The organism is Dietzia sp. SLG310A2-38A2 (genome assembly GCF_014145095.1).
Lineage (GTDB): Bacteria > Actinomycetota > Actinomycetes > Mycobacteriales > Mycobacteriaceae > Dietzia.
In genome coordinates, this window is the sequence record NZ_JAALDX010000411.1 from 1 (window position 1) to 2,368 (window position 2,368).

The 2,368-nt window shown below is 71.6% G+C and carries 2 protein-coding genes; one reads left to right on the forward strand and one right to left on the reverse strand.

The annotated features are described in order from the left end of the window. The coding region (locus G6027_RS14000; RefSeq protein WP_346995744.1) for an alpha/beta hydrolase at positions 1–1,079 on the reverse strand (1,079 nt) is incomplete at its 3' end. A 196-nt stretch (positions 1,080–1,275) separates the two neighbouring features. On the opposite strand from G6027_RS14000, the gene G6027_RS14005 reads away from it, so the two are divergent. After that, positions 1,276–2,368, forward strand: a 1,093-nt coding sequence (locus tag G6027_RS14005; RefSeq protein ID WP_182637704.1) for an FAD-binding protein, incomplete at its 3' end; no start/stop codon positions are given.

Sequence of the window (2,368 nt, forward strand, 5' to 3'; positions counted from 1 at the left end):
CACCGGTCGTCGCCCGGAGTCCGGTCGGTAGCCGTGGCGGTGGCGGTGACGGTGGCGGTACGGGCGACCAGCCGGGTGTGGAGGACGCCGACCGCCTCGAGGAGCGCGTCCCGGGCGGCGTGTCCCACCCCCGTCGCGTTGATCAGGCCGTGCACGTGGCCGTTGTGTCGACGGAGGGTCACGTCGACGCCCGCCTCGGCCAGGGCGGCCGCATAGCGTTCGCCCTCGTCGCGGAGCACGTCGAATCCGGCCACCACGACGTAGGCCGGGGGCGCGTGGCCGATCTCGTCGGCGAGCAGAGGCGAGACGCGCGGGTCCCGGGCCTGGCCGGGATCGGCGAGGTAGTGGGATTTGTACCAGTCCATCTGCGCCTCGGTGAGGAAGAACCCTCGTCCGAACAACTCGTACGAGCGGTGCTTGGTGGACAGGTCCGTGACCGGGTTGAACAGGACCTGCAGGGCCGGCGGGGTCCATCCGGGGGCGCGGTGCAGCGAGACCACCGCGGCCAGGTTCCCGCCGGCGCTCTCGCCGCCGATCGCGATCGCCCGTGGGTCGAGGTCGAGCTCCTCGGCGTGGTCGACGACGTGCTCGAACGCCGCGAGCGCGTCATCCAACCCCGCGGGGAACGGATGCTCGGGCGCCAACCGGTAGTCGATCGAGATGACCGTCAACGGCGTGTGCGCGGCGAGGAAGCGGGACACCGAGTCTCCCGAGTCGAGGTTGCCCAGGACCCAGCCGCCACCGTGGAGGTACACCAGGGCGGCGCTCGGTCCCTCGATCCCCGCGGGCCGGTACAGGCGTGCCGGGATCGGGCCGTTCGGACCCTCAATGGTGAGGGAACGCACGGTCTCGACGGGGGCCTGGTGGCCGAAGACGAAGGCCTCTCCCGCGATCTGTTCCCGCCCCCGGTCCAGTGGCATGTGTTCGAAGGTCTCGGACACCCCGAGGTTCAGCAGTCTCGTGCCGACCTGGGCTTCGAGGCCGAGCTGCTGCCCGTCGATGCGGACGGGCGGGCCGGCGATCAGTCGCTGGATCGGGGAGGGTGCCGCGCCGATGAGGCGGATGACGCGGCGGAGCACGCGTTCAGCGAGGGGTCTGTGCGGAGGGTTCATCTGGGTATCGATTCTGCGAGGCCGAACTGGAGGTGCGACCACCGTATGCCGAACTTGGACGTACGTCCAGTAATTCCCGGAGATTTCCCGGCCTCCGGGCCCGCCGCCCACGAGCCCCGTCGATCCGACCCCGATACTGGACGCACGTCCTAGACTCGGCGCCATGAGTCGAGGCCCACAGGGGCGCGCGGACGCCGCCGATGTGATCGTGATCGGCAGCGGGTTCGGTGGCGCGGTCAGCGCCCTCCGGTTGGCCGAGCAGGGGCTCACGGTCCTGGTGCTCGAACAAGGTCGTCGTCATTCCCCCGACGATCTCCTCGCCGCCCGCAGGGACCCGCGCAAGTACCTCTGGATGCCCGGACTGGGCCTGCGGGGTTTCTTCTGGCAGCGGGTGCTCCGGCATGTCGGGATCATCGGCGGCGCGGGGGTCGGCGGCGGCAGCATCGTGTGGGCCGGGGTACTGCTCGAGCCGAAGGACGAGTTCTTCACCGACCCCGCCTGGCCCGTGTCCGACGCCGGCTGGCGCGATGAGTTCGCCGAGCACTACCGGACCGCCTCGCGCATGCTCGGCCGCGAGACCACCCGCCACGTCGGCCGGATGGACCTGCACCTGCAGGCCACCGCCCGCTCGATGGGTGCCGGCCAGACGTACGGCCCCACGCCCATGGCCATCTGGTTCGGGGAGGAGGGTGTCACCGTGCCGGACCCATTCTTCGACGGCGAGGGGCCCGACCGCACCGACTGTCGCCTCTGCGGGGCGTGCCTCATCGGCTGCCCCTACGGCAGCAAGAACGCACTGGACCTCAACTACCTGTGGCTGGCCGAGAAGCGCGGCGCCCGTATCCGGCCCGAGACGCGGGTGGACACCATCGCGGAACTGCCCGGCGGCGGTTACGAGGTGCGCGCGGCCGGTGGTGAGAGGTTCCGCGCCGGGGAGGTCGTCCTGGCCGCCGGTGTCCTGGGCACGGTCGAGGTGCTGTTCCGCTCCCGCGAGCAGGGCCTTCTCCCCCGCGTCTCACCGCGGCTCGGCGAGCGCGTGCGCACCAACTCCGAGGCCATCACCGCCGTACTGGCCGACGACCCCCGCGCCGACCTCACCCGCGGCCCCACCATCTCCAGCGAGTTCTACCCCGACGCGACGACCCACGTGACGCAGAACCGCTACGTCGGGGGATGGCATATGCGCTTCCAGCTGGGCCCCCTCGTCGACGGCGAGGACCCGGCCAGGCGGCGGCGCGCGGCACTGGTCCGGCTCG